The sequence below is a fragment of the Pseudomonas berkeleyensis genome, assembly GCF_014109765.1.
Classification (GTDB): Bacteria; Pseudomonadota; Gammaproteobacteria; order Pseudomonadales; family Pseudomonadaceae; genus Aquipseudomonas; species Aquipseudomonas berkeleyensis.
The window spans coordinates 129,217-153,122 of the sequence record NZ_CP059139.1; the positions used below are offsets into that span (position 1 = coordinate 129,217).

Sequence of the window (23,906 nt, forward strand, 5' to 3'; positions counted from 1 at the left end):
GTTGAACGTTGCCCGCAGCGCAGGAAGCGGAGTTTACGCCGGTAAATGAGCATTCCGAGCAGCGCACAGCGTTCAAATGCGCCGTGTCGCAGCCCCTGATGGAATGGGCTTCAGGCCTCGCGCGGATCCGGGTTGCTCAGCACGGTATCGGTCTGTTCCTGGCGGAACTGCTTCAGCGCCGCGTGGAACTGCGGGTGTTGGTGACCGAGGATGCTGGCGGCCAGCAGGGCGGCGTTGACCGCGCCGGCCTTGCCGATGGCCAGGGTGGCGACCGGGATACCGGCCGGCATCTGCACGATCGACAGCAGCGAGTCGACGCCCGAGAGCATGGACGACTGCACCGGTACGCCGAGCACCGGCAGGTGGGTCTTGGCTGCGCACATGCCCGGCAGGTGGGCGGCGCCGCCGGCACCGGCGATGATCACCTGAATGCCGCGTGCTTCTGCCTCTTCGGCGTACTGGAACAGCAGATCCGGGGTGCGGTGGGCGGAGACCACCTTGACCTCGTGGGGAATGCCCAGCTTGTCCAGCATCTCGGCGGTGTGGCTAAGGGTGGACCAATCGGACTTGGAGCCCATGATCACGCCAACCAGTGCGCTCATCGTCGTGCCTCTTCTCTTGGGCGCCTCGCGGCGCGTCAAAAACCAACAAGCCACGCGGGCGGGCCAGCGTGGCTTGTCATGATTCGTTGGCCGGGTGCTGCCGGCCGAAGGCCGCGGAGTATAACGCAAAGCCACTGCTGGCGGGCAGTGGCGACGACCGTTTGTCATACAAGGTATGGCAGCGGGGGAAAACCGCCTAAACCTTGCTCTGGAGCAATGCCGGTGTGGGCTGCGCGCGCACACTGGTCAAACACTCGCATGGAGGAGCAACAGCGCATGAACCAGACCATGAAAGCCGCAGTCGTCCACGCCTTTGGCGAACCCCTGCGTATCGAGGAGGTGAAGACTCCGCTGCCTGGCCCCGGGCAGATCCTGGTGAAGATCGAAGCCTCGGGCGTCTGCCACACCGACTTGCACGCCGCCGAGGGCGACTGGCCGGTGAAACCGAGCTTGCCGTTCATTCCGGGCCACGAAGGCGTGGGTTATGTCGCGGCGGTCGGCAGTGGCGTGACCCGGGTGAAGGAGGGTGATCGTGTCGGGGTGCCCTGGTTGTACACCGCCTGCGGTTGCTGCGAGCACTGCCTGACCGGCTGGGAAACCCTCTGCGAGAGCCAGCAGAACACCGGCTACTCGATCAACGGCGGCTATGCCGAGTATGTGCTGGCCGACCCCAACTACGTGGGTATCCTGCCGAAGAGCGTCGATTTCCTGGAAATTGCACCGATTCTTTGCGCTGGCGTGACGGTGTACAAGGGGCTCAAGGAGACCAAGGCGCGCCCCGGTCAGTGGGTGGCGATCTCCGGTATCGGTGGCCTCGGCCATGTCGCCGTGCAGTACGCCCGTGCCATGGGCCTGCACGTGGTCGCGGTAGACGTCGACGACGCCAAGCTGGAGCTGGCACGCAAGCTCGGCGCCAGCCTGACCATCAACGCGCGCAAGGAGAGCCCGGCCGAGGTGGTGCAACGCGATATTGGCGGCGCTCACGGCGTACTGGTTACCGCCGTGTCCAATACTGCCTTCGGCCAGGCCATCGGCATGGCGCGTCGACATGGCACGGTGGCGCTGGTCGGTTTGCCGCCAGGCGACTTCCCCACGCCGATCTTCGACGTGGTGCTCAAGGCCATCAGCATCACCGGCTCCATCGTCGGCACCCGCGCCGATCTGCAGGAGGCGCTGGACTTTGCCGGCGAGGGCCTGGTCAAGGCCACGGTGCACAGCGACACGCTCGACAATATCAATGGCATCTTCGACCAGATGCGCGGCGGACAGATCGAGGGACGGGTGGTGCTGCAGTTCTAGCGCGCTGTTTTTCAACAGCCTGTTGGCCTTGGCTGTTTTCCTACAGCATGTGGTGTAGAGCGCCTCACAGACCGCAGCTCAGGCTGCGGTCTATACTGCGCGCCCTTCATCCGTACAAGGACGTCTCGTCATGAAACAGTACGTTTCGTTATTCGCCCTCTCCCTGTTTTCTCTGCAAGTGGCTGCGCTGGAGTTGGCCAAGCATCCGCAGGTATTCGATGCCGGTCAGGGCGTCAGCCTGGCGCTGGCACCATCCGCCGATGGCAAGCAGGCTCTGGTGCAGGTGCGTGGCATCAATCACCCGCTCGATGAGGTGGTATTTCTTACCGACGTCCGCGAGCTGGGCAACGAGCAGCGCGACTACGGCATTCGCCTCGATGGTCGCGACTACAACCTGCTGAACAAGCGCCGCGCCTGGAGTGGCGAGAGCTACCAGCTCAACCTGCCGAATACTCAGGGCTTCGAGCTCAGCTACAACGAGCAGAAGACCGCGGCACTCAAGTCAGGCGACCTCCTGGCGGTGTATCAGAAGCAGGAGAAAGACGGCCTGCAAGCACGTCTCGCCGCCTTCGATCGCAAGAAGCGCGTGGCGGACTACAGCGCCAGCCTGCAGGAGATGGACGGCGAAGCCAGCAAGGCGTGTGGCGCTCCGCTGACGACCAAGGTGGACTGGAGCGCCATCAGCGACGAACAGCTGATCGGTCTCAGCGTGCCGAGCTACTGCGGCGAGGTGGTCAACCAGATGGCCTACCTGTGCGGCAAGGATGATCGCTACAAGGCCGACGCCAAGACTCTCAAGGGTGTCGACTGCCGCTTCGGCGATGGCCTGAAACTGAACGAGAAAGACGGCCAGTTGCTGTTCACCACCCATCCGGATGAAGCCAACCAGGGCGATTTCATCAACGCCATTCTGCGCAATCGCTGACCCTCGGTGGCGGGCCACGGCCCGCCACTCGCGGCATGTTTCTTGCGTTCCTTTGCCCACCTGCGCACACGGAACGCATCATGCTGCACGCCTCGCTGACCACCCTGCACGTGGTTTCCCTGATCCTGCAACGCTTCGCCGACCAGCCCGAGCTGCGCCCGCAATTGCTGGCCGGGAGCGGTATTGGTGCGGCTGATCTGGACAATGCCGACGCGCGCATCACCCGGGTGCAGGAGCTGCAAGTCTGTGCCAATGCCCTGGCCCTGCGTGCCGACATGGGGCTGGAGTTGGGGCGCAGTCTGCATGTTTCCTCCTATGGGCTGTTGGGTTACGCCGCACTCTCGGCTGCCACCTTTGGTGACGCCTGGCGCCTGCTGTTGCAATACCCGGCGCTGCTCGGCACCTATTTTCGTCTCGATATGCAGGTGGAAGGCGAACTGGCCTGGATCTGCGCCAGCGGCTACCGCGATACCGAGGCGCTGGAAGTGTTCAACGTGGAGATGTGCCTGGCTTCGCTGAAGCTGATCGGCGACGAGCTGCTGCGCCAGCCGATGCCGCTGGAGGGGGCCGAGTTCACCTATGCCCAGCCGCGCTATATGAAGCGCTATGCAAAGAGTTTTCCCTGCCCGTTGCGCTTCGAGGCGCAACGTAATGCCTTCGCCTTTCCTGCCGCATTGCTGGAGCGCCGCTTGCCGCTGGCCGACAGCGTCACCCACGGCGACATGGTGGAGCGCTGCCGGCGGCTGAACGCTGAGTTCAGCAGCCGCCAGGCCTGGCTGGAACGGGTGCGCCAGTTGCTCGCCGCACAGTTGGCCGAGCCGCCGGGACTGGAGAACCTGGCGCAGCAGATGCACTGCTCGCCGCGCACCCTGCGCCGCCACCTGCAGGAGCTGGGCACCAGCTACCAGGGGCTGCTTGACGAGTTGCGCTTCGAGCGCGCTAAGGCGCTGCTCAGCGACGAGCAATGGCCGGTGTACCGCATCGCCGAAGTGCTCGGCTTCAGCGAAACCGCCAGCTTCCGTCATGCCTTCCAGCGCTGGAGCGGCGTGCCGCCGAGTCGCTTTCGCGCCTGAGACGAGCGATGGCATGCGCGGCTGAAGCGGAATGCCGCCCAGCCGCTTCTACAGGAGTGGCCGTTCACACTTCCCGTGGGAGGGCTTCAGCCGCGATAAAAGCTCGCCGCTAAAGCGCCTCCTACAGGTCGGGCTCATTTCTCTGCTTGTACGTTGCGGTACACCTGCAGCGCATCCGGTACTTTTTTCCCGGATTGCATACGGGCTACGGGCGATCACCGTTGGAGCGGCTTCAGCCGCGATAAAGGCTCGCCGCTGAAGCGCCTCCCACATGTGTGCTCATTCCTCCTGCACGTTGCGATACATCTGCAACCGCGCGGCTTCATGCAAGCCACGGCCCAGCGCCAGCAGTCGCTGGAACTCTTGCGGGTGCTGCTCGGCCACATTGTCACGCGGGGTCGGCGAGCGCAGGTCGTGCAGGGTCGGTGAGCTGCCGTCGTGTTGCATCTGCACGAGGAAATCACGGGTCACCGCACCGATCACCGGGAAGGTGCCTTCCTGCAGCACCAGCGGCACCACGCGCTCGCCTTCCGGGGCGGGCAGTTGCAGGTCGCGACCGAGACCGCCGTTGTCGAAGGGCACGCCCACCAGCCCGGCCACGGTCGGCAGCAGGTCGGCCAGACCCACTGCTGCGTCGAACTCGCGCGGCGCCAGCCATTTCGGTGCGTGGATCAGCAGCGGCACGTTGTTGCTCTCCAGCCCCAGTTGCTCGAAGGCCGGCGCCATGTGCGGGATCTGGCTGATGCGGGTGTTGTGGTCGCCGAAGAAGACGAAAATGGTGTCGTCGTAGAAGCCCTGTTCCTTGGCCAGCTCCATCAGGCGACCGATATTGAAGTCCAGCAGACGCACCGCGTTGTACTGCTCGACGCTGCGCGAGCCGGCCTGCTGCACCTGTTCCAGCGGCAGGTCGAGTGGCTCGAAGCCGTCGTTGTCCCTGGGGATGGTGAAAGGGCGGTGGTTGCCGGAGGTCTGCAGGTAGGCGAAGAACGGCTTGTCCTTGGGCAGGACGCCGAGGATGCGCGTGCTTTCCTTGAAGAAATCCAGATCGGAGATGCCCCACACGTCCACCTGTGGCGACTGCCAGTGACGCTCCTCGTAGAGCTTCACGCCGTCGATGCTCTGGCGGATCAGCGCATTGATGTTGGCCCAGCCGGCGTTGCCGCCGATCATGTAGAACTTCTCATAGCCGTCGAGCGCATTGATCAGCGTGCGCTGACGGGCTATCAGCGGGTTGCGCGTGGCGGTCTCCTGGCGCGAGACGTCGGGGATGCCAGTGATGCTCGCCCACACCGTTTTGGCGGTGCCGGTCACCGGCACGTAGAAGTGGCGGAAGAACCAGCTTTGCTGGGCCAGACGATCCAGATTCGGCGTCGGGTTCAGCGGGTTGCCGTAGGCGCCGACGGCGCTGGTGCCGAGGGATTCGAGCATGACGAAAACCACGTTGGGCTGGCGCCCGGCCTGGATGCGATGCGCCTGAACCGGCTGATGACGGAAGAAGTTCAGCCCCTGGGCATCACGTTCGCTGATGCCCAGGTAATCGGCCACCACCTCGTAGTGTTCGCGCGTGGCCGTCTCGTCGAAGGCGGCGGGTTCGAGCTTGAGGGTGTCGAAGAGAAACAGCGCCGGGTTGAGGCCGAGCGCGCCGATCTGGCTGTTGCCGCTGTAGAAGGCATCGCTCCAGCGCAGTGGCACCGGGTTTTCCAGATTCAGCGCGCTGGCGCGGCCGAGCAGGCCGAAGAACACCAGCACGCCAACCACCACCGCGCCGCCAAGAGCCGGCAGCACGCCGACCTTGCCGCTGGCGGGGCGATCCAGAGTGGCGCGCTCCAGTCGCAGCAGCGCCCAGGCCCACAGCGCGACGCCGGCCAGCCAGGCCAGGGTTATCCACAGCACTGGGTAGGTCTGCCAGAGCATGCCGGCGGAGATCTGCGCATCGCCGGCAAAGCGCAACACCGTGGCGTTGAGGCGCACGCCCAGGTAGGCGTAGTGGCCGAAGTCGATGATGTACAGCAGGCCCAGCGCTGCCACAGCCAACACCAGATAGCCACGCAGCAGCCAGCGCACGGCGCGAAAACGCGCCAGGCGCAGCTTGGGCAGCGCCATCAGGATGCCCACCGGCAACATCAGCAACAGCGCCAGGCGCAGGTCGAAGCGCAGGCCGATGCCGAGGGTGCGCAGTACGTCCGGTTCGCTGATGCTGTCGACGGCGGAGAAGCCCAGCAGAAACAGCCCGCGCAGGGCGGCGAAGAGCATGAACAGCAGCGCTGTCAGGCCTGCCAGGTAATGCAGGCGGCGGGATTTCAGCCAGCTCATGCGAGGTTCCTTGTTCGAGTCGAGAGTCTAATCAGCAGCCAGCGTCCGCCTGCGATCAGCAGGGCGCCGAGGCTATAGAGGGCCAGGTAGGGGTCGATCAGGTAGTCCCAGTAGTTTTCCGATGCGCCCAGGCGCAGGGCGAAGGCCAGGGTCGCCAGTACCAGCGCCAGGGCGCCGAGCCAGCTGCGCTGGATGATCAGCACCGCGCATAGCAGGCCCAGCACCATTAGCATCGGCCGCGGTTCGAAGCCCAGTTGGTAGGGGTCGGCATAACTCAGGCCCAGCGCCGCCGGGTAGAGCAGCACGGCCAGGCCGGCGAACAGCGCGAGGCTGGCCAGGCGATCATGGGCGGCGGCAGGCGTAAAGCCAAAGCGGCTCAGGGTCGCCCAGCCAAGCAGCGCCAGGCTGGCCACCGACAGGTCGCCGATATAGGTGCGCAGCTGCAGCGCCAGGCTGATGCCCTGCACTGGCACCAGGCTGAGCAGCAGGCAGCCCGCCAGCAGGATGCCGCGTTGTGTCGTATTGCGCGTCAGTCGTGTGAGGATCAGGAAAACCAGCAGGGCAAAGGCCAGGTGCGGCAGCCAGAAGTCAGTCATGCGGGCGGCGCTCCGATAACCAGGCCTCGTTGAAGGCCAGGTGCTTGATGAACATGTCGTTCCACGAATAGACGAGGTGGTAGGTGCCCTCGCGGTCGCGGGTGAAGTAGGGATACTCGTAGTCGAAGGTGCAGCCTTCGGCGCTGCACATGCGCGCCGTTACCTGTTCGAGAAAGCGCGCCTGCTGCTCGGGCCTGCCGCCGCTGGCGCGGTATTTCGCGCTGACCACGGCGGGGAATTCATCGCGTGGAATTGGCTCGCCCCAGGGGTTGGGCGTCTCGTCCAGCTCGCCGAGGGTGCGCCAGTTGCCCAGCTTGGCGTCGGTGGCATAGAGCGTCAGGCGGAAGCGGCCGTCCTCCAGGTCATTCATCGCCACCAGCAGGCTGCCATCGGGGCGACCGACTGCCGCCAGTGATGAGTTGGGGTTGCTCGGCTCCACCGGCTCTGGCCGGCTCCAGCTACGCCCGGCGTCTTCGCTGTAGCTGGCCAGCACGCGGTGATGCGCTTCGCCGGCATAGCGCAGCAGTGCCACGGCGCGGCGCTCGTCCAGCGCCACCACGGTCGGTTGCAGGGAGTAGCGGCCCTTGCCGATGCGGTACTTGCCCAGCACCTCGCCGTTCGCGCTCAGGTGCAGGTACTCGGGAAACTTGCCGAGAAACTCGTGGTACACCGGCAGGCCGATGCTGCCGTCGGTGTGGAATACCGGCGCGGCGCGTACCAGGGTGCTGATATTGAGAAAGGGGCTGGTGACCAGCTGGCGTGGTACCGACCAGGTTTCCCCAAGGTCGTCGGACACCATGGCGTTGACCGCGCTGCCAGCCCAGCCGCCGAGCGACACCGAGACGTAGAACAGCCACAGGCGATTGTCCGGCGCCAGGCTGATCACCGGGTTGCCCAGCTTGCGGATGTGTTTGCCGACCGCGCGCTGGGTCGACTCGCGGCTGGCCAGCACGCGCTCGGCGCTCCATTGGCCGCTGGCGGCATCGAAGCGTGCGGCGCGGATCTGCACATCGGCGGCGCCTTCGCGGCTGCCGGCGAACCAGGCCGCCATCAGATCGCCGCCGGGCAGGCCGGTGATGGAGGCGGAGTGAACGAAATCCTCCAGATCGGAGGAGGCGAAGTGCGCGGCCAGGGCCGGTATCGCGTCGGCTGCGGGCGCCGCCGGCTGGCTGGCGAAAGGCGTCAGCACATGGGGCGTGGCGCCGAGCCAGGCGCAGGCGAACACCGTGGCTGCGCCCAGCAGCAGGGCGCAGGTCTTGAAGGTCGAGGTCATGGTCGCGGGTTCAGGGATGGCTGGGAGGCGCCAGGTACGAGCTGGCGACTTCTTCTACCGGGCGGGCGTCGACCGGGTCGTAGTAGACCTCCAGCTTGCGACCGTCACGGTCGAAGCCATAGATCTCGTAGCAGTGGCCGGGGGTGATACGGAACTTGGTGATCTGCACGCCCTGGCGCTTCATCTGCTCGCGGAACTGCGACTCGGGCATCCAGGCGCTGCGGTCGGGGCGTGCACAATCGGTGTCGGCCAGCAGCGGCGTGGCGCCGAGCAACAGCAGGCCGCCCAGTACAGTGCGGGCTAAAAGGGGCATGGCGGGGCTCTCGTCACGAGGCGCCGGCCACCAGGGCCAGCGCCGGGCTGCGATCAGTCGTCGATCTCGGTTTTCACGGCCTTGCCGCTGACCGGGTCGTGGTAGATCTCGACCTTGCGGCCTTCCTTGTCGAAGCCGTAGATCTCGTAGCAGTTGCCGTCGGTGACCTTGAATTTGTTGATCTTGTAGCCATCGGCCACCAGTTTGGCCTGGAACTGGTCGGGGTCTTGCCAGGTGGAACGGTCGGCCGTGGTGCACTCGGTCTTGGCGAAGGCCGGCGCGGCGCAGGCCAGCAGGGCGGAAACGAGCAGTAGACGACGCATGGTGAGACTCCTGATGGGATTCGGAGCCGCCACCTTCGGCGCGCTGGCTTAACGAAAACTTAAGGCTCATACCTCGTTACATCTTGCCGGCGAGCATCCGGGTGGCAGCGCAATTTGGCCATTTCGATCCCCTTTTGGCCGTTGCCAGCGTTCTCCCGCAAGGCGAGGCGAGCGAACAATGCAGGCACAACAACGAGCCTGGAGCGCTTTGCATGCTCACCTACTACAGCGACGACCACCACCTGCACCACGGCAAATGCGAGCTGATCGACGGGCAACTGATGCCCTGCTTCGAGAAGCCGCAACGCGCCGACCACATCCTCGCCCGCGTGAACAATCGCCAGCTCGGCGAGGTTCGCGCACCCAAGGACTTTGGCCTGGCGCCCATCGAGCGCATTCACAGCAAGGCTTACCTGGAGTTCTTCAAGAGTGCCTGGGCGCGCTGGCAGGAGCAGGGCGGCAAGGGCGACCTGCTGCCGTTCACCTGGCCGGCGCGCACCCTGCGGCGGATGATCCCCAATGACCTGCATGGTCAGCTTGGCTACTACAGTTTCGATGGTGGCGCGCCGATCACCGCCGGTACCTGGCAGGCCGCCTACAGCGCCGCGCAGGTGGCGCTCAGCGCCCAGCAGGAGATCGCCAATGGCGCCCACAGTGCCTTCGCCCTGTGCCGTCCGCCAGGCCACCATGCAGCCGGCGATGTGATGGGCGGTTACTGCTACCTGAACAACGCCGCCATCGCCGCCCAGGCCTTCCTCGATCAGGGCCGCAAGAAAGTTGCCATCCTCGATGTCGACTACCACCACGGCAACGGCACCCAGGACATCTTCTACCAGCGCAGCGACGTGCTGTTCGCCTCCATCCATGGCGACCCGGCCGAAGAGTTCCCGTTCTTCCTCGGTTATGCCGATGAACTGGGTGAGGGCGCCGGCGAGGGTTACAACTTCAATTACCCGTTGCCCATGGGCAGCTCCTGGGAGACCTGGAGCGCGGCGCTGGAGCAGGCCTGCCAGCGCATCGCCGAGTACGGCGCTGAGGTTGTGGTGGTGTCGCTGGGCGTGGACACCTACATGGAAGACCCGATCTCGCAGTTCAAGCTCGACAGCCCGGACTATCTGGCCATGGGCCGACGCATCGCCGCGCTGGGCCTGCCGACGCTGTTCATCATGGAAGGCGGCTACGCGGTGGAGGCCATCGGCGTCAACGCGGTCAACGTACTGGAAGGGTTCGAGGGCGCCTGAGAGGCGCCTTCTTCAGTGATCAGGAAACTGCCAAACAAGAGCAATGACACTTCAGGGGTGAGAAACGATGAAAGCCATCAAACAGATGCTTGGCGCCGCCCTGTGCGGCGCCACCTTGCTTAGCGGCGCGGTGCAGGCCAAGGAACTGCGCGTTTACAACTGGGCGGACTATATCCTGCCGTCGGTACCCAAGGACTTCCAGAAGGAGTCCGGCATCCAGATCACCTGGGACACCTTCGAGACCAACGAGGCGCTGGAAGCCAAGCTGCTCACCGGCAACTCCGGCTATGACCTGGTGATCCCCTCCAACCAGTTCCTCGAAACCCAGATCAAGGCCGGCGTCTTCGCCAAGCTGGACAAGTCGAAGATCCCCAACTGGAAGAACCTCGACCCGGTGCTGCTCAAACTGCTGGAGAAGAACGACCCGGGCAACCAGTACGGCGTGCCTTACATGTACGGCACGGTGCTGATCGGCTACAACCCGGACAAGGTCAAGGCCGCGCTCGGCGACGATGCGCCGGTCAACAGCTGGGATCTGGTGTTCAAGCCCGAGTACATGGAAAAGCTGAAATCCTGCGGCGTGGCCATGCTCGACTCGCCCACCGAGATCATCCCCATCGCCCTGCACTACCTGGGTCTCGACCCCAACAGCGCCAATCCGGCCGACTATGACAAGGTCACCGAGCTGCTGCTGAAAGTGCGTCCGTACGTGGCCTACTTCCACTCCGCCAAATACATGACCGATATCGCCAACGGTGACATCTGCGTGGCCATCGGCTATTCGGGCAGCTTCTACCAGTTCGCCAACCGCGCCAAGGAAGCCGGCAACGGCGTGAAGATCAACTGGCGTCTGCCCAAGGAAGGTGCGCCGATCTGGTTCGACACCTGGGCTATCCCCAAGAGCGCGCAGAACGTCGACGAAGCCCATGCCTTCATCAACCACCTGCTCGAACCCAAGGTGATCGCGCCGATCAGCGACTTCCTCGGCTACCCCAACCCCAACGTGCCGGGCATGCAACTGGTGGGCAAGGATATCGCCGACGACCACGACCTGACGCCGACGCCGGAGCTGCAGAAGTCGTTGTACGTGGTGCAGCCGCTGCCGCAGAAGATCGAGCGGGTGCGCACGCGGGCGTGGACTTCGATCAAGTCGGGCAAGTAAGGCTCTGTGATTTGACTCGACCTTAGAATTTTGCGGCTGAAGCCGCTCCTACAGAGAATCACATACCCCGTAGGAGCGGCTTCAGCCGCGATTGCTTTACCCGTAGGGTGCGCCGTGCGCACCGCGCGAATATCGGTGCGCACAGCGCACCCTACCCGGTTTCACTCAGCCACCCACCTCGCCCGTCTCCAGCTTGCGCCACAGCAGACGCACGGCCGCCTTGCGCGACATGCCCCAACGGTACAGGCGAATCTCCAGCGGGATATGCCAGTGTTCCTTGCCGCATATCACCAGCTCACCGCGGGCCAGCTCGGGGCTCATCGACAGGCGCGGTACCCAGGCCACGCCCAGGCCTTGCAGGGCCATGGCCTTGAGGCTGTCGGCCATGGCGGTTTCGTGCACGGTGGTCGAGCGCAGGGCGCGCTGGCGCAGCAACAGATTCACCGAACGGCCGAGAAAGGTGCCGGCGCTGTACGCCAGCAGCGGCACGCTCTGTCCAGAGTCCAGGTCGAACAGCGGCGCGCCGTTTTCGTCCACGGCGCAGACCGGCAGCATCTCGCTGTAGCCCAGGTGCAGCGACGGGAACATGTCCGGCGCCAGCTGCACGGCGGCATCCTGGTCGTGGTAGGCGAGGATCAGGTCGCAAGTGCCTTCGCGCAGCGAGTGCACCGCTTCGCCGACGTTGGTCGCCACCAGGCGGGTGGTCAGCGGCAGGCCGTCGCGGCGCAGACGGGCGATCCATTCGGGAAAGAAGCCGAACACCAGCGAGTGGGCGGCGGCGATCTGCAGCGCCTCGCCCTGTTGGCCTTCGAGGTGATGCAGGTGACGCACCACCTCGCCCAGTTGCTCGACCATGCTGCGCGCGGTGAGCAGGAACAGTTGGCCGGACTCGGTCAGCTCTACCGGTGTGCGTGCGCGATTGACCAGGGTCAGCCCCAGCGCCGCCTCGAGGCTGCGGATGCGCCGGCTGAACGCGGGCTGGGTGACGAAGCGCTTCTGCGCCGCCTGGGAGAAGCTGCGGGTGGCGGCCAGGGTGACGAAGTCTTCCAGCCATTTGGTTTCCAGGTTCACGGGGCGTCCTCCGCTCGGCTCGGTGCGATGCACACGTTTGGTGCATTCGTGCGGTCACATCCGCATTATGCCGATTGTGCATAGGGCAGCAAACAACAGCATTGGCCACCGCTGCGCTGAAGTCCTTAATCTATAGGCATCGCGGCACTCGCCGTTCTTCCCGAGAGTCATCTCCATCATGTCCGCTGCTGCATCATCCCGCGTCGAAAAAGACCTGCTTGGCACCCTCGAAGTCCCTGCCGATGCCTATTACGGCATCCAGACCCTGCGCGCCGTGCAGAACTTCCGTCTGTCCGGTGTACCGCTGTCGCACTACCCGAAGCTGGTGGTCGGCCTGGCGATGGTCAAGCAGGCCTCGGCTGATGCCAACCGCGAGTTGGGTCACCTCAGCGCGGCCAAGCACACGGCGATCAGCACTGCCTGTGCGCGCATCATCCAGGGCGAGTTCCACGACCAGTTCGTGGTCGACATGATCCAGGGTGGCGCCGGCACCTCGACCAACATGAACGCCAACGAAGTCATCGCCAACATCGCGCTCGAAGCCATGGGCCATGAGAAGGGCGAGTACCAGTACCTGCACCCGAACAACGACGTGAACATGGCGCAGTCGACCAACGACGCCTACCCGACCGCCATCCGCCTCGGCCTGCTGCTGGGCCACGACAGCCTGCTCAATGCCCTGGACAAGCTGATCCAGTCGCTGGCCGCCAAGGGCCTGGAGTTCGGCCACGTGCTGAAGATGGGCCGCACCCAGCTGCAGGATGCCGTGCCGATGACCCTCGGCCAGGAATTCCATGCCTTCGCCACCACCCTGGGCGAAGACCTGCAGCACCTGAAGATGCTCGCCCCGGCGCTGCTCACCGAAGTGAACCTGGGCGGCACCGCCATCGGCACCGGCATCAACGCCGACCCGAAATACCAGGCCCTGGCGGTCAAGCGTCTGGGCGTGATCAGCGGTCATCCGGTCAAGCCGGCGGCCGACCTGATTGAGGCCACCAGCGACATGGGCGCCTTCGTGCTGTTCTCCGGCATGCTCAAGCGCACCGCGGTGAAGCTGTCGAAGATCTGTAACGACCTGCGTCTGCTGTCCAGCGGCCCGCGCACCGGCATCAACGAGATCAACCTGCCGCCGCGTCAGCCGGGCAGCTCGATCATGCCGGGCAAGGTCAACCCGGTGATTCCGGAGGCGGTGAACATGGTCGCCTTCGAAGTGATCGGCAATGACCTGGCGCTGACCCTCGCCGCCGAAGGTGGCCAGCTGCAGCTGAACGTGATGGAGCCGCTGATCGCCTACAAGATCTTTGACTCGATTCGCCTGCTGACCCGCGCCATGGACATGCTGCGCGAGCTGTGCATCGACGGCGTCACCGCCAACGAAGCGCGCTGCCGCGAGCTGATGGAAAACTCCATCGGCCTGATCACCGCGCTCAACCCCTACATCGGCTACGAGAACGCCACGCGCATCGCCAAGACCGCGCTGGAAAGCGGCCGCGGTGTACTGGAGCTGGTGCGTGAGGAGAAGCTGCTGGACGACGCCACCCTGGCGGACATCCTGCGCCCCGAGAACATGATTGCGCCGCGCCTCGTACCCCTGCAGCAGTAAGGAGAACGACCATGCAACCGTCCACAGCTCCCAGCGTCAGGTTCCTGTTCCGTACCCTGCACCCGCCGCGTCGCTTCTGGCCGGGTCTGGGCGGTTTCTACAGTGGTGCGAGCCAGGCTCAAGCCCGCCCGCGCAGCTGAAAACCCTTTCATAGGAGGCCTTCACCAGCCTCAACCCTCAGGGATGGCCTCGGCCATCCCTTTTTTTGCCTGTCATTCAAGGATGGCTACCGTAGGGTGCGCCGCGCGCACCGCCGGCTGGCCGGCGTTACAGCCTCCACGCCCGGCGCAGCGTTTGTACCGCCTCGACGATCTGCGTCTCGGGTACGGCGGCGAACCCCAGCACCAGCCCGGCGCGGGAATCCTGTGACTCCTCGCTGTCCTCCAGCCAGTAATCGCTCAGGCCATTCATTTCCACCCCGGCGCCGCGCGCCGCCGTGATCAGCTCACGCTCGCGCGCCAGGCTGTCGACCCGTATGCACAGGTGCAGGCCGGCCTCGACCGCCGGCAGCGGCGCACAGCCGGCAATCGCCTGTGGCCATTCACGCAGCAGGGTGTCGCGGCGTTGGCGTGCCGCCTGACGCATGCGCCGCACGTGACGCTGGAAATGCCCGGCGGCGATGAATTCGGCCATCACCGCCTGGGTGCCGATCTCCGAGTGACGCATGTCCACGGCACGGCGCTGGGCGAAGGGTTCGGCCAACGTCGCTGGCAGCACCAGATAGCCCAGGCGCAGGGCCGGGAAGGCCAGCTTGCCGAAGGTGCCGACGTAGATCACCCGCTGCTGGCGATCCAGTGCGGCCAGCGGCGCCAGCGGCGTACCGCTGTAGCGGTATTCGCCATCGTAGTCGTCCTCGACGATCCAGCCGCCCTGGCGCTCGGCCCATTCCAGCAATTCCAGGCGCCGTGCCAGTGACAGGGTCACGCCGGTCGGGTACTGGTGCGACGGGGTCACGTAGACCAGTCGGCAATCCTCGAGGCTCGCCAGGCGGGTCGTGTCCATGCCGTCGCCATCGACCGGCACGCCGCACAGGCTTGCGCCTGCAAGGGCGAAGGCGTGGGCGGCGGCGCGATAGCCGGGGTTCTCCACCGCCACGCGGTCGCCGGGTTGCACCAGTAACTGGGCGCAGAGGCTGATGGCCTGTTGTGCGCCGCAGGTGATGACGATCTGCTGCGGGTCGCAGCTCAGGCCGCGGCTGCTGCGCAGGTAGGCGGCGATCAGTTCGCGCAGCACGCGCTCGCCGGCCGGGTCGCCGTAGCCCAGGCGAGCGGGTGATGGCCGGCGCCAGAAGCGTGCCTGCAAGCGTGCCCAAGTCTCGAAGGGAAACAGGTCGAACGCCGGCACGCCGATGCGAAAGGCGCGCGGTGCGCCGCTGACCGGCGCTGGCAGGTGGTGCTGGCGCAGGCGTTGTTGCGCCACGCCCTGCACCGTGGTGGTCGACACAGGCGCCGTCTGCGGTCGGGCCAGCGCCAGGTCGGCGACGTAGGTGCCGTCGCCCACCCGCCCCTCGATGTAGCCCTCGGCATACAACTGGTCGAAGGCGCGCGTCACCGTATTGCGCGAGACGCCGAGCAGCGTCGCCAGGTCGCGGCTGGCCGGCAGTCGCGTGTTACCTGCCAGGCGGCCGTCGAGGATGCGTTCGCGCAACGCCTGATAGAGCTGGCGCGCCAGCCCGCCGGAAGGCCCCAGGCGAATCCCGGACAGATCGACCGGCAAGGGTGGTGTGGTGGACATGGCGGCCTCCAATTGGCTCCATGAAATTGCTGGTAAATGGATCTTACAGCGAACCAATATCCTGCCTAGCATGAGGCCATCGAATCAGGAGTCGCCTCCATGTACTGCCCCGCCGCCTTTCGTCAGGATGACCTGCCAACCCTTCACCAGCAGATTCGTGGCAGCGGCCTGGCACTGCTCAGCACGGCCGGTAGCCAAGGGCTGCAAGCCAGTCACCTGCCGCTGCTGCTGGAAGCTGGCGAAGGTGAGTTCGGCACGCTCTACGGACACTTCGCCCGCGCCAACGGGCATTGGCGTGACCTGGCCGAGGGCGCCGAGGCGCTGGTGGTGTTCAGCGGCCCGGATGCCTACGTACACCCTGGCTGGTACCTGGCCAAGGCCGAGCACGGCAAGGTGGTGCCGACCTGGAACTACATCGCCGTGCATGCCTGGGGCCAGGCCGAGGTGTTCGACGAGCCCGAGCGCCTGCTGCAACTGGTCAGCCGTCTGAGCGATCAGCACGAGCGCTCCCAGGCCAGGTCCTGGTCGGTCAGCGATGCGCCCGGCGAGTACATCGACGCGATGCTGCGTGCCATCGTCGGTTTCGCCCTGCCGATCCGCCGACTCGAGGGCAAGTGGAAGCTTGGCCAGAACCGTTCCAGTGCGGACCAGCACGGCGTGCGCGCCGGCCTGGCCGCCTCCGTCAACCCGCGCGACCGCGAACTGGCGGCGTGCATGAATCTCAACGACTGACTGCTGAAAGGAATCCCCCATGCTCGAAATCCGTCCGCTCACCGCTGCCGACCATGCCGTCTGGATGCCTCTCTGGCAGGGATATCTACGCTTCTATCAGGCCGAGATCCCGGCCGAGACCAGTGCCGTCACCTGGCAGCGTTTCCTCGATCCGGCCGAACCGATGCACGCCGCCCTGGCCTGGCAGGACGGCGTGGCGGTCGGCCTGGTGCACTTCATCTACCACCGCAGTTGCTGGACGACCGGCGACTACTGCTACCTGCAGGATCTGTACGTTGCCGAGAACACGCGGGGTGCCGGCATCGGTCGCGCACTGATCGAGTATGTCTACGCTGCGGCGCGCGACGCCGGCGCCAGCCGCGCGCACTGGCTGACCCAGGAGACCAACTACACCGGGCGCCAGCTGTACGACCGCATTGCTGACCGCTCCGGTTTCATCCAGTACAGGAAGCTTTTCTGATGAGCATTGATCTCACCCACTGGCAGCCCTGCCCCATGCCCGATCAACGTCCACTGACCGGGCGCTTCGTGCGGCTGGAGGCGCTGGATGTCGCGCGCCACGGCGATGACCTGTGGGCGGCTTTGCAGGGGCCGGATCCGGCTCTGTGGGATTACCTGCCCTATGGCCCCTTTACCGAGCGTGCGGCCTTCGATGCCTGGTTGGGTGGCAATGCCGACAGCCGCGATCCGCTGTTCTACGCGGTGATCGATCTGGCCAGTGGCCGCGCCCTGGGGCTGTTCAGCTACCTGCGCATCACGGCGCAGGATGGCAGCATCGAGATCGGCCACGTTGCCTTCGGCGCGCCGATGCAGCGCACGCCGGGCGCCACGGAGGCGGTTTACCTGCTGGCGAGGCATGCCTTCGACGACCTGGGCTATCGCCGCCTGGAGTGGAAATGCGATGCCGCCAATGCCCGTTCCATGCGCGCCGCCGAGCGTTTCGGTTTCAGCCACGAAGGGCTGTTCCGCCAGCATATGGTGCGCAAGGGCAGGAACCGCGACACCGCCTGGTTCTCGATCATCGACGGGGAATGGCCGGCGCGTCGGGAAGCTTTCGAGGGTTGGCTGAGCGCTGACAACTTCGATGAGGCAGGTCGGCAGAAGCAGCGGCTGGAGGCCTTCCGTCAGGCATGAAAAACCCCGCACCGGCTGGGCCGTTGCGGGGTTTCTGACGCTGCGCGAGCTGTGTCAGTCGCGGGTTTTCCAGTCCTTCTGGCTCATGTAGTCGCGGGTTTCCTTGACCACGATGCCGGACAAGAGCAACAGGCCGATCAGGTTGGGCAGCGCCATCAGGCCATTGGCGATGTCGGAGAAGGTCCACACCACTTCCAGCGAGGTGACGGCACCGACGAACACCATGATCGAGAACAGCAGGCGATAAGGCATCACCGCCGGACGACCGCACAGGCGCACCATGCAGCGCTCGCCGTAATAGCACCAGCCGAGGATGGTGGTGAAGGCGTAGACCAGCACGCCGATGGTCACGGTGTAGATGCCCCAGCCGCCACCGAGGCCCTGCTCCAGCGCCCAGGCGGTCATCGGCGCGCCTTTCAGGCCTTCCTGCATCCAGGCGCCGGTGACGATGATGGCCAGTGCGGTGAAGGTGACCATGACCAGGGTATCGAGGAAGGTCTGAGTCATCGACACCATCGCCTGGCGTACCGGTTTGTCGGTCTTGGCTGCCGCTGCCGCGATGGCGCCGGTACCCAGGCCCGACTCGTTGGAGAAGATGCCGCGGGCCACGCCCATCTGCACCGCGAGGATCACGCTGGAGCCGAGGAAGCCACCGGCCGCGGCGCTGCCGCTGAAGGCGTCGGTGAAGATCAGGGCGATGGCTGACGGCAGCTGATCGGCGAACACCACCAGCACCGCGATGTTACTGATGATGTAGAGCACGATCATGATCGGCACGATGCCGGCTGCGAAGCGACCGATGCTCTTGATCCCGCCGATGATCACGATCGCCGTGGCGATTGCCAGGAACAGGCCGCTGACAGTCGGCGAAATTTCCCAGGTGTCATACAGCTGATGCGCGGCGGTGTTGGCCTGCACCATGTTGCCGATGCCGAAGGCGGCGATGGCACCGAAGATGGCGAAGGCGACGCCGAGAGTCTTGCCCAGACTGCCGCCGACCCCGTAGGTCAGGTAGTACATCGGTCCGCCGCTCTGCTCGCCCTTGGCGTCGGTGACGCGGTACTTCACGCCCAGCAGGGCCTCGGAATATTTGGTGGCCATGCCCACCAGGCCGGTCATCCACATCCAGAACAGTGCGCCGGGGCCGCCGATGCCGATGGCGGTCGCCACGCCCGCGATGTTACCCACGCCGATGGTGGCGGCCAGTGCGGTGGCCAGTGCCTGGTAGTGCGATACGTCGCCGGGCACGTTGCCCTTCTCCGAGCGCTTGACGAAGGCCAGCCAGAACGCATGGCCCAGCACGCGGAACTGCAAGCCGCGCAGGCGAATGGTCAGGTACAGGCCGGTGAGCAGAAGCAGCGGGATAAGCAGGAAGGGGCCCCAGATGAAGCCGCTGATGGCAGAGAGAATGCTGAGAAGTTGATCCATTGGTGTTGTCCTTGTTGTTCTGACGCCCAGCCGGGATAACGGCCGAGTGCGAGTCTGGCAGCAGGGTGCTGATGCCGGATCGGGTTACTGCAGCAGTCGCCATGGCCAGGTCGGTTGGGCGGCTGGATCGTCATCGTCGGCAGCCAGACTGAGCGGCGACTTCGAAGCGCGCGATTGTGTCCAGGCAGGTTGCTGGACGACAACAAACATCCTTATTTGCACGGAATTAACAGGGAATACCCATGTTCTCGTTTGCGAGGCGGGTATTTTCCCTGATGAATGCGGTTTTTGCAGCCGTATTTCCGCCCTGTACGGTCACTCCATCTCGAACAGGCCTTCACGCAGCTTGGCGCCGGCCAGGCGCTCGCGGATGTCGTCGTCGATGCGCGGATCGTCCGGGGCGTAGAGCATCAACTGGCGGTAGGCGTTGACCCGGTTGATCTCATCGCCGAGGTAGTGCCAGACCACACGGGTACAGGCTGGCGTGCGCCGATCACCGCTGGAAACGCCGGTCTTGATGCCGTTGAGGCGGTTGATACGGCTCTTGAAGCTGGGGATCAGGATGGTCTGGCTGACCTCGTTGCCAGTGAGGCTCTCGTAGTCGACCAGGAACATCCGATCCTGCAGGAAGAACGCAGCGCCCAGGTAGCGACAGCGCACCCAGTCTTCGCTGCCGCCACGGGTGCGCTCTTGTCGCTCCTGGCGTTCCTGGCGTTCGAACAGGTAGTTGCCGCGCTCTTCGCGCAGGTGCACCAGCGACAGCAGGATGTGCCCCGGTACCGACATGCAGTTGGCGTACTCGAAGTAGTAGCCGCAATAGCGGCCCATCGGGCTGGCCTGCTGGCGCAGCGGTTCGAACAGATCCAGCAGGGGGTCGTTGCCGCTCTGCACCGGACTGCTGGAGCTGCGCGCTCCGATCAGGCGGGCGAACTGATCGCCCGGCATCTCCAGTTCGTAGGGCTCGACGCCGAAGAAATCGCAGATGCGTTTGAGGTTGTGTGCGGTGGGTCGGCTCTGTCCGGCGAGGTAGCGATTGAACTGCGCGCGGTTGAGCGAAAGCTTGCGGCAGACCTCGGCAATCGAGCGGTAGTGGCTGCACAGCAGTTTCAGGTTACTGCCGAAATGATCCGACATATGGCGTTCCGAAGGTGATGCGAGTGTCGCGATTCTAGCATCAAGTCGCGTCACTTAGACGCGATCCGCGAAATTGTTACCAAAGCTTTCATCCCCAACCATGCGCTCCTCGGCCTGCCTGCCGTCTCTACCCATCACTCGAACAACAAGAATCGAGGTACCTCGTCATGCTGGAAATGCTCAACGATTTCCTGTCCGGAAAGCTGCTGATCGCCCTGATCGTCGGCCTGGGCAGCTACTTCACCCTGCGCTCGCGCTTCGTCCAGTTCCGCCACTTCGGCCACATGTTCAGCGTGTTCAAGGAGTCGATCCGCGGCCAGGGCGGCCAGTTGAGCTCGTTCCAGGCGCTGATGCTGAGCCTCGCCGGCCGTGTCGGTGCGGGCAACATCGCCGGTGTCGGCGTGGCCGTGACCCTCGGCGGCCCCGGTGCCGTGTTCTGGATGTGGGTGACCGCGCTGGTCGGCATGTCCAGCAGCTTCTTCGAGTGCTCCCTGGCTCAGGCCTACAAGCGCGCCGACGGTGACGGTCTGTACCGCGGCGGCCCGGCCTACTACATCCAGCACGGCCTGAAGCTGCGCTGGATGGCGATGACCTTCGCCGTGCTGCTGCTGGTCACCTACGGCTTCGCCTTCAACGGCCTGCAGTCGTTCACCGTGACCCATTCGCTACAGAACGCTTTCGACATTCCCGTGCAGTACAGCGGCCTTGCCCTGGCCGTGCTGCTGGGCCTGGTATTCGTCGGCGGCATCAAGCGCATCGCCTCGGTGTCCGACCTGCTGGTACCCGTCAAGACCCTGGCCTACATCGGCGTGACGATGTACGTGATCGTCAGCCAGATCGACCTGGTGCCGGACATGCTGACCACCATCGTCAAGAGCGCCTTCGGCCTGGAGCCAGCTTTCGCCGGCCTGCTTGGCAGCGCCATCGTGATGGGTGTGAAGCGCGGCGTATTCGCCAACGAAGCGGGCCTGGGCAGTGCGCCGAACGTCGCCGCCGTGGCGGCCGTGCGTCACCCGGTCGCGCAGGGTGTGGTACAGGCTTTCAGCGTGTTCCTCGACACCTTTGTCATCTGCACCTGCACCGCATTGCTGATCCTGCTGTCGGGCTTCTACACCCCGGGCTTCGAAGGTGACGGCATCATCCTCACCCAGAACTCCCTGGCTGCCGTGGTCGGCGAGTGGGGCCGGGTATTCATCAGCGTGGCGCTGAGCCTGTTCGTGTTCACCTGCATCCTCTACAACTACTACCTCGGTGAGAACGCCCTGCAGTTCCTCTTCGGTCGTGGCCGTGCTGCCCTGCTGACCTACCGCGGTCTGGTACTGGCGCTGATCTTCTGGGGCTCGATGCAGAACCTGGGCACCGTGTTCGCCTTCGCCGACATCACCATGACCCTGCTGGCGCTGGTCAACCTGGCTGCCGTGTTCATGCTGTTCAAGGTCGGCCTGCGCCTGATGCGTGACTATGACCGTCAGCGCGCTGCCGGTGTGAAGCACCCGGTATTCGATCCGAAGGACTTCGAAGACCTCGATCTCGATCCGCTCGCCTGGCCGAAGAATCCGCAGCCGGCTACCGAGAACGAGCGCGTCGAACTGATCCACGGCGCCCACCAGCGCTGATGACGGTGTCCGCACTTCGGTGCGCGATACCGCCGCATTTCGTTGCACTCCGGGGGCCATGCGCCCCCGTTTTTGCCCTTACACTCCGACCATGCTGACCGGCACCGCAGGCGCTGGTCTCTGCCGTTTACCTGTTCGGACGCGTTTATGAAGACTTCCCAGAACCCGCTGGTGCTCTACACCGGCGGCACCATCGGCATGCAGATGAGCGAGTCCGGCCTGGCCCCGGCTTCCGGATTCGAAGCCCGCATGCGCGAACAGCAGGCCATCGAGAACGATCCGGCGCTGCCGGCCTGGCAGTTTCGCGAACTGCTGCCGCTGATCGACAGCGCCAACATGAACCCCGGCCACTGGCTGGCCCTGCGCGATGTCATCGTGCAGGCCGTGGAACGTGATGGGCACGATGCCGTGCTGGTGCTGCACGGCACCGATACGCTGGCCTACAGCGCGGCGGCGCTGAGCTTTCTGCTGCTTGGTCTGAATGTCCCGGTAGTGCTCACGGGCTCCATGCAGCCGGCAGGCGTGCCAGGCGGCGATGCCTGGCCCAATCTGTTCGGCGCCTTGCGTGCGCTGCACCGCGGTGTCGCGGTGGGCGTGCACCTGTACTTCAATGGTCAGCTTCTGCATGGCGCGCGTTGTTCCAAGTTGCGCAGCGATGCCTTCGACGCCTTTCAGGTGCTGCCGCGTCAGCGCCAGGCCGAGCATGTCGCGCTCAATGCGCGCATCGACTATCGCCAGGTACGCCAGCCGGTGAACCTGGCGGTCATGCCCTTGCACCCGGCATTGCAGGCGAGCCATCTGCGGGCCTTGCTCGACAGCGGTGTCAAAGGCGTGCTGCTGGAGTGCTACGGCAGCGGTACCGGTCCTGCCGGCGACAGCGAGTTGATGGCGCTGCTGCATGAAGCACATGTGCGTGGTGTGGTGCTGGCTGCGATCAGCCAGTGCGCGCAGGGGCATGTCGAGTTCGGCGTCTATGCGGCCGGGAGCCGCCTGGCCGAGGTGGGGCTGGTGTCCTGCGGCGGCATGACCCGCGAGGCGGCGCTGGGCAAGCTGTTCGCCCTGCTGGGCGCCGGTCTGACGCCTGCCGAAGTCGAACACTGGTTGGCGCGCGATCTCTGTGGTGAGATGAGCGACTGACTCATCTGCCCCAGAGGAAGGATCGATGACCCTCGAAATCCGCCCCGTAGAAGCCGCCGATCATGCAGCCTGGCTGCCCTTGTGGCAGGGCTACCAGCGCTTCTACATGACCGAAATTCCTGCCGAAACCAGCGCTGTCACCTGGCAGCGCTTCCTCGAACCGAACGAACCGATGGGGGCTGCACTGGCCTGGCGTGACGGCGAAGCCGTCGGCCTGGTGCACTGGGTCATCCATCGTTCGACCTGGACGACCGGCGACTACTGCTACCTGCAGGATCTGTTCGTTGCCAAGGGCCAGCGCAGTGGCGGCGTGGGGCGGCAACTGCTGCAGTTCGCTTACGAGCAGGCGCGCGCCGCCGGCTGCTCGCGCGTGCACTGGTTGACCCACGAGAGCAACAGCCAGGCCATGCTGCTGTACGAGCGCATCGGCGAGCGCTCGGGCTTTGTGCAGTACCGCAAGCTCCTCTAACAGGCCGTTGAAAAACTACCTGCGTTGCCGCTGCTTCGTTAAAAACAGGCTCAAAATGCTCATTTACAGCACGTAAACTCCGCTTTTTCGCCTGTTTTTGCCTCGCATCGGCTGCCTCGCCTACGTTTTTCAACGGTCTGCTAATAAGCGATTCGTCGCTGTCGAGAGAGGGAGGTTGGCATGCATCGCGCATCCGCCAATGCTCCCTCGCCTTCAAGCTCACGCCCATGAACAAGCTCGACAACGCTTTGCTGAACATCCTGATCAAGGATTCGCGTACTTCCTTTGCCGATATCGCCCGCCAACTCAACATCTCCCGGGCGCATGCCCGCACTCGGGTGCAGGCGCTGGTCGATACCGGTGTCATCGAGAAATTCACCGCCGTGGTGAATCCGGAGAAGCTCGGCAAGGGCATTTCCACCTTCGTCGATCTCACCGTTGCGCCGCATGCCATCGAGTCCGTCGCCGAGCGCCTTTCGGCCACTGTGGAGGTGGTCAGCCTGTACATCATGAGCGACCTGAAGAGCCTGCATATCCACACGCTCACCGACAGTTACGAGACCTTCGACGCCTTCGTCCGCCAGCACATTTTCAATCATCCGGAAATCCTCACGGTCGATTGCAAGGCGCTGATGACCCGGGTCAAGCACCGCCGTGGCGGTGCTCGCCTGTAACATGTTGATACAGATGGTCATTTTGCCAATTGGCGGGATTTTTGCGCCTTAAAA

The 23,906-nt window shown here is 64.8% G+C and carries 24 protein-coding genes; 14 read left to right on the forward strand and 10 right to left on the reverse strand.

The features are described 5' to 3' along the window. Positions 1 to 110: 110 nt before the first annotated feature. Positions 111 to 602: a 5-(carboxyamino)imidazole ribonucleotide mutase gene (purE, locus tag HS968_RS00590; protein WP_003242109.1), complete on the reverse strand. Its 492-nt coding sequence runs from the start codon at positions 600 to 602 to the stop codon at positions 111 to 113. 276 nt (positions 603 to 878) lie between these two features. On the opposite strand from purE, the gene adhP reads away from it, so the two are divergent. The 3 genes from adhP (at position 879) to HS968_RS00605 (ending at position 3,899) form a co-directional block, all read left to right on the forward strand. After that, positions 879 to 1,901, forward strand: a complete 1,023-nt coding sequence (gene adhP, locus HS968_RS00595) for an alcohol dehydrogenase AdhP (RefSeq protein WP_182369660.1) — start codon at positions 879 to 881, stop codon at positions 1,899 to 1,901. A gap of 130 nt (positions 1,902 to 2,031) precedes the next feature. Further along, positions 2,032 to 2,826 (forward strand): hypothetical protein, encoded by a 795-nt coding sequence (locus HS968_RS00600; protein ID WP_182369662.1) that lies wholly within the window; start codon positions 2,032 to 2,034, stop codon positions 2,824 to 2,826. Positions 2,827 to 2,906: 80 nt separating this feature from the next. Next, positions 2,907 to 3,899 carry an AraC family transcriptional regulator gene (locus tag HS968_RS00605; RefSeq protein WP_182369664.1) on the forward strand — a complete coding sequence of 331 codons (993 nt, stop codon included), beginning with the start codon at positions 2,907 to 2,909 and terminating at the stop codon, positions 3,897 to 3,899. 279 nt (positions 3,900 to 4,178) lie between these two features. Here the strand turns inward: HS968_RS00605 and HS968_RS00610 are convergent, their stop codons facing one another. From HS968_RS00610 to HS968_RS00630, 5 genes are read right to left on the reverse strand one after another with little or no spacing between them, the layout of a single operon-like run. After that, positions 4,179 to 6,212, reverse strand: coding sequence for an LTA synthase family protein (locus tag HS968_RS00610; RefSeq protein ID WP_182369666.1), 2,034 nt, complete (start codon positions 6,210 to 6,212; stop codon positions 4,179 to 4,181). Beyond that, complete coding sequence (locus HS968_RS00615; protein WP_182369668.1) at positions 6,209 to 6,808, reverse strand: hypothetical protein; 600 nt, start codon at positions 6,806 to 6,808, stop codon at positions 6,209 to 6,211. The genes HS968_RS00610 and HS968_RS00615 overlap by 4 nt, the downstream gene beginning before the upstream one ends. Then, a complete protein-coding gene (locus HS968_RS00620) occupies positions 6,801 to 8,081 on the reverse strand; it encodes a sialidase family protein (protein ID WP_182369670.1) in 1,281 nt (426 codons plus the stop codon). Before HS968_RS00620 ends, HS968_RS00615 begins: the two co-directional genes overlap by 8 nt. Before the next feature lie 10 nt (positions 8,082 to 8,091). Beyond that, complete coding sequence (locus tag HS968_RS00625) at positions 8,092 to 8,394, reverse strand: PepSY domain-containing protein (protein WP_182369672.1); 303 nt, start codon at positions 8,392 to 8,394, stop codon at positions 8,092 to 8,094. A 53-nt stretch (positions 8,395 to 8,447) separates the two neighbouring features. Beyond that, positions 8,448 to 8,717 carry a PepSY domain-containing protein gene (locus HS968_RS00630; RefSeq protein ID WP_143501125.1) on the reverse strand — a complete coding sequence of 90 codons (270 nt, stop codon included), beginning with the start codon at positions 8,715 to 8,717 and terminating at the stop codon, positions 8,448 to 8,450. A 212-nt stretch (positions 8,718 to 8,929) separates the two neighbouring features. Between HS968_RS00630 and HS968_RS00635 the strand changes: the two genes are divergently transcribed. Both HS968_RS00635 and HS968_RS00640 read left to right on the forward strand, forming a co-directional pair. After that, positions 8,930 to 9,958, forward strand: a complete 1,029-nt coding sequence (locus tag HS968_RS00635) for a histone deacetylase family protein (protein ID WP_182369674.1) — start codon at positions 8,930 to 8,932, stop codon at positions 9,956 to 9,958. A 67-nt stretch (positions 9,959 to 10,025) separates the two neighbouring features. Then, positions 10,026 to 11,120: a polyamine ABC transporter substrate-binding protein gene (locus HS968_RS00640; RefSeq protein WP_182369676.1), complete on the forward strand. Its 1,095-nt coding sequence runs from the start codon at positions 10,026 to 10,028 to the stop codon at positions 11,118 to 11,120. Between the two features lie 165 nt (positions 11,121 to 11,285). On the opposite strand, the gene HS968_RS00645 is transcribed toward HS968_RS00640, so the two are convergent. After that, on the reverse strand, positions 11,286 to 12,191 hold the full coding sequence (locus HS968_RS00645; RefSeq protein ID WP_106737830.1) for a LysR substrate-binding domain-containing protein: 906 nt from the start codon (positions 12,189 to 12,191) through the stop codon (positions 11,286 to 11,288). 178 nt (positions 12,192 to 12,369) lie between these two features. Here HS968_RS00645 and HS968_RS00650 point away from each other — a divergent pair, with 178 nt between their 5' ends. Both HS968_RS00650 and HS968_RS26480 read left to right on the forward strand, forming a co-directional pair. Further along, a complete protein-coding gene (locus tag HS968_RS00650; RefSeq protein ID WP_182369678.1) occupies positions 12,370 to 13,794 on the forward strand; it encodes an aspartate ammonia-lyase in 1,425 nt (474 codons plus the stop codon). A gap of 11 nt (positions 13,795 to 13,805) precedes the next feature. Next, the gene (locus tag HS968_RS26480) at positions 13,806 to 13,934 is read left to right on the forward strand and encodes a hypothetical protein (protein WP_267895736.1); all 129 of its coding nucleotides are present in this window, start codon (positions 13,806 to 13,808) and stop codon (positions 13,932 to 13,934) included. A gap of 127 nt (positions 13,935 to 14,061) precedes the next feature. Here HS968_RS26480 and pdxR read toward each other — a convergent pair whose 3' ends face one another. Next, entirely contained in the window at positions 14,062 to 15,528 is a 1,467-nt protein-coding gene (gene pdxR, locus HS968_RS00655) for a MocR-like pyridoxine biosynthesis transcription factor PdxR (RefSeq protein ID WP_182369680.1), read from the reverse strand. Between the two features lie 99 nt (positions 15,529 to 15,627). Between pdxR and HS968_RS00660 the strand changes: the two genes are divergently transcribed. Genes HS968_RS00660 through HS968_RS00670 form a run of 3 tightly spaced genes read left to right on the forward strand, consistent with a single transcriptional unit; the run spans position 15,628 to position 17,394 of the window. Beyond that, on the forward strand, positions 15,628 to 16,260 hold the full coding sequence (locus HS968_RS00660; protein ID WP_182369682.1) for an FMN-binding negative transcriptional regulator: 633 nt from the start codon (positions 15,628 to 15,630) through the stop codon (positions 16,258 to 16,260). Between the two features lie 19 nt (positions 16,261 to 16,279). Then, positions 16,280 to 16,720: a GNAT family N-acetyltransferase gene (locus HS968_RS00665; RefSeq protein WP_182369684.1), complete on the forward strand. Its 441-nt coding sequence runs from the start codon at positions 16,280 to 16,282 to the stop codon at positions 16,718 to 16,720. Continuing rightward, the gene (locus tag HS968_RS00670) at positions 16,720 to 17,394 is read left to right on the forward strand and encodes a GNAT family N-acetyltransferase (protein ID WP_182369686.1); all 675 of its coding nucleotides are present in this window, start codon (positions 16,720 to 16,722) and stop codon (positions 17,392 to 17,394) included. Before HS968_RS00665 ends, HS968_RS00670 begins: the two co-directional genes overlap by 1 nt. A gap of 54 nt (positions 17,395 to 17,448) precedes the next feature. Here the strand turns inward: HS968_RS00670 and HS968_RS00675 are convergent, their stop codons facing one another. Both HS968_RS00675 and HS968_RS00680 read right to left on the reverse strand, forming a co-directional pair. Further along, positions 17,449 to 18,822, reverse strand: a complete 1,374-nt coding sequence (locus HS968_RS00675) for an alanine/glycine:cation symporter family protein (RefSeq protein WP_182369688.1) — start codon at positions 18,820 to 18,822, stop codon at positions 17,449 to 17,451. Between the two features lie 315 nt (positions 18,823 to 19,137). After that, positions 19,138 to 19,956: a helix-turn-helix domain-containing protein gene (locus HS968_RS00680; RefSeq protein WP_106737825.1), complete on the reverse strand. Its 819-nt coding sequence runs from the start codon at positions 19,954 to 19,956 to the stop codon at positions 19,138 to 19,140. Between the two features lie 167 nt (positions 19,957 to 20,123). Between HS968_RS00680 and HS968_RS00685 the strand changes: the two genes are divergently transcribed. The 4 genes from HS968_RS00685 (at position 20,124) to HS968_RS00700 (ending at position 23,852) form a co-directional block, all read left to right on the forward strand. Continuing rightward, complete coding sequence (locus tag HS968_RS00685; protein WP_182369690.1) at positions 20,124 to 21,572, forward strand: alanine/glycine:cation symporter family protein; 1,449 nt, start codon at positions 20,124 to 20,126, stop codon at positions 21,570 to 21,572. 147 nt (positions 21,573 to 21,719) lie between these two features. Next, the gene (locus HS968_RS00690; RefSeq protein ID WP_119692488.1) at positions 21,720 to 22,709 is read left to right on the forward strand and encodes an asparaginase; all 990 of its coding nucleotides are present in this window, start codon (positions 21,720 to 21,722) and stop codon (positions 22,707 to 22,709) included. 25 nt (positions 22,710 to 22,734) lie between these two features. Then, a complete protein-coding gene (locus tag HS968_RS00695) occupies positions 22,735 to 23,178 on the forward strand; it encodes a GNAT family N-acetyltransferase (RefSeq protein WP_179623349.1) in 444 nt (147 codons plus the stop codon). Positions 23,179 to 23,405: 227 nt separating this feature from the next. Beyond that, complete coding sequence (locus HS968_RS00700) at positions 23,406 to 23,852, forward strand: Lrp/AsnC family transcriptional regulator (protein WP_106737821.1); 447 nt, start codon at positions 23,406 to 23,408, stop codon at positions 23,850 to 23,852. The last annotated feature ends 54 nt before the right edge of the window (positions 23,853 to 23,906 follow it).

Coding starts and splice junctions, on each gene's coding strand:
- purE (WP_003242109.1), bottom strand. CDS start 602: ATGAGCGCACTGGTTGGCGTGATCATGGGCTCCAAGTCCGATTGGTCC.
- adhP (WP_182369660.1), top strand. CDS start 879: ATGAACCAGACCATGAAAGCCGCAGTCGTCCACGCCTTTGGCGAACCC.
- HS968_RS00600 (WP_182369662.1), top strand. CDS start 2,032: ATGAAACAGTACGTTTCGTTATTCGCCCTCTCCCTGTTTTCTCTGCAA.
- HS968_RS00605 (WP_182369664.1), top strand. CDS start 2,907: ATGCTGCACGCCTCGCTGACCACCCTGCACGTGGTTTCCCTGATCCTG.
- HS968_RS00610 (WP_182369666.1), bottom strand. CDS start 6,212: ATGAGCTGGCTGAAATCCCGCCGCCTGCATTACCTGGCAGGCCTGACA.
- HS968_RS00615 (WP_182369668.1), bottom strand. CDS start 6,808: ATGACTGACTTCTGGCTGCCGCACCTGGCCTTTGCCCTGCTGGTTTTC.
- HS968_RS00620 (WP_182369670.1), bottom strand. CDS start 8,081: ATGACCTCGACCTTCAAGACCTGCGCCCTGCTGCTGGGCGCAGCCACG.
- HS968_RS00625 (WP_182369672.1), bottom strand. CDS start 8,394: ATGCCCCTTTTAGCCCGCACTGTACTGGGCGGCCTGCTGTTGCTCGGC.
- HS968_RS00630 (WP_143501125.1), bottom strand. CDS start 8,717: ATGCGTCGTCTACTGCTCGTTTCCGCCCTGCTGGCCTGCGCCGCGCCG.
- HS968_RS00635 (WP_182369674.1), top strand. CDS start 8,930: ATGCTCACCTACTACAGCGACGACCACCACCTGCACCACGGCAAATGC.
- HS968_RS00640 (WP_182369676.1), top strand. CDS start 10,026: ATGAAAGCCATCAAACAGATGCTTGGCGCCGCCCTGTGCGGCGCCACC.
- HS968_RS00650 (WP_182369678.1), top strand. CDS start 12,370: ATGTCCGCTGCTGCATCATCCCGCGTCGAAAAAGACCTGCTTGGCACC.
- HS968_RS26480 (WP_267895736.1), top strand. CDS start 13,806: ATGCAACCGTCCACAGCTCCCAGCGTCAGGTTCCTGTTCCGTACCCTG.
- pdxR (WP_182369680.1), bottom strand. CDS start 15,528: ATGTCCACCACACCACCCTTGCCGGTCGATCTGTCCGGGATTCGCCTG.
- HS968_RS00660 (WP_182369682.1), top strand. CDS start 15,628: ATGTACTGCCCCGCCGCCTTTCGTCAGGATGACCTGCCAACCCTTCAC.
- HS968_RS00665 (WP_182369684.1), top strand. CDS start 16,280: ATGCTCGAAATCCGTCCGCTCACCGCTGCCGACCATGCCGTCTGGATG.
- HS968_RS00670 (WP_182369686.1), top strand. CDS start 16,720: ATGAGCATTGATCTCACCCACTGGCAGCCCTGCCCCATGCCCGATCAA.
- HS968_RS00675 (WP_182369688.1), bottom strand. CDS start 18,822: ATGGATCAACTTCTCAGCATTCTCTCTGCCATCAGCGGCTTCATCTGG.
- HS968_RS00680 (WP_106737825.1), bottom strand. CDS start 19,956: ATGTCGGATCATTTCGGCAGTAACCTGAAACTGCTGTGCAGCCACTAC.
- HS968_RS00685 (WP_182369690.1), top strand. CDS start 20,124: ATGCTGGAAATGCTCAACGATTTCCTGTCCGGAAAGCTGCTGATCGCC.
- HS968_RS00690 (WP_119692488.1), top strand. CDS start 21,720: ATGAAGACTTCCCAGAACCCGCTGGTGCTCTACACCGGCGGCACCATC.
- HS968_RS00695 (WP_179623349.1), top strand. CDS start 22,735: ATGACCCTCGAAATCCGCCCCGTAGAAGCCGCCGATCATGCAGCCTGG.
- HS968_RS00700 (WP_106737821.1), top strand. CDS start 23,406: ATGAACAAGCTCGACAACGCTTTGCTGAACATCCTGATCAAGGATTCG.